At 51.1% G+C, this 1,087-nt stretch carries 1 protein-coding gene; it reads left to right on the top strand.

Features of this window, described 5'->3' with window-relative positions:
* Positions 1-3 precede the first annotated feature (3 nt).
* A protein-coding gene (locus E0L21_RS24675; RefSeq protein WP_131413833.1) for an IS3 family transposase occupies positions 4-1,087 on the top strand; the annotation gives its coding sequence in 2 pieces (ribosomal slippage) (positions 4-241 and positions 241-1,087; 1,085 coding nt annotated over the 2 pieces). This gene is flagged as partial in the annotation.

Here is a 1,087-nt window from a genome sequence, read left to right as displayed (position 1 = left end):
CCCATGAGCGGTAAGCGTTATCCCGAAGAGTTTAAAACTGAAGCAGTCAAACAGGTTGTTGATCGCGGTTATTCTGTTGCCAGCGTTGCAACACGTCTCGATATCACCACCCACAGCCTTTATGCCTGGATAAAGAAGTACGGTCCGGATTCTTCCACTAATAAAGAACAGTCAGATGCTCAGGCCGAGATCCGCCGTCTCCAGAAAGAGCTGAAACGGGTTACCGACGAACGGGACATATTAAAAAAAGCCGCGGCGTACTTCGCAAAGCTGTCCGACTGAGGTACGCCTTTATCCGTGACAACTCCTGTTGCTGGCCTGTTCGCCTGCTCTGTCGGGTGCTGGATGTTCATCCCAGTGGTTTTTACGCCTGGCTTCAGCAGCCGCATTCACAACGCCATCAGGCAGACCTGAGACTGACAGGACAGATTAAACAGTTCTGGCTGGAATCGGGATGCGTCTATGGTTATCGCAAAATCCATCTGGATCTGCGTGACAGCGGGCAACAGTGCGGAGTAAACAGAGTCTGGAGACTGATGAAACGTGTCGGAATAAAGGCTCAGGTCGGATACCGAAGCCCGCGGGCACGTAAAAGCGAGGCCAGTATCGTGTCACCCAACAGGCTCCAGCGACAGTTCAATCCGGATGCTCCTGATGAGCGTTGGGTAACGGACATAACCTACATCAGGACCCACGAAGGCTGGCTGTATCTTGCCGTTGTTGTTGATCTGTTCTCACGCAAAATTATCGGCTGGTCCATGCAATCCCGGATGACAAAGGACATTGTCCTGAACGCACTGCTGATGGCTGTATGGCGGCGTAATCCCGAAAAACAGGTGCTGGTTCATTCGGATCAGGGCAGTCAGTACACAAGCCATGAGTGGCAGTCGTTCCTGAAATCACACGGCCTGGAGGGTAGCATGAGCCGTCGCGGTAACTGCCATGATAATGCGGTTGCAGAAAGTTTTTTCCAGTTGTTGAAACGTGAACGGATAAAGAAAAAGATCTACGGAACGCGGGAAGAAGCCCGCAGTGATATTTTTGATTACATCGAAATGTTTTATAACAGTAAGCGTCGGCATGGTTC

The organism is Kosakonia quasisacchari (assembly GCF_004331415.1).
GTDB classification, from domain to species: Bacteria; Pseudomonadota; Gammaproteobacteria; order Enterobacterales; family Enterobacteriaceae; genus Kosakonia; species Kosakonia quasisacchari.
The sequence above is the reverse complement of the archived record's forward strand: the minus strand, read 5'-3'. Positions and strand labels throughout refer to the sequence as shown.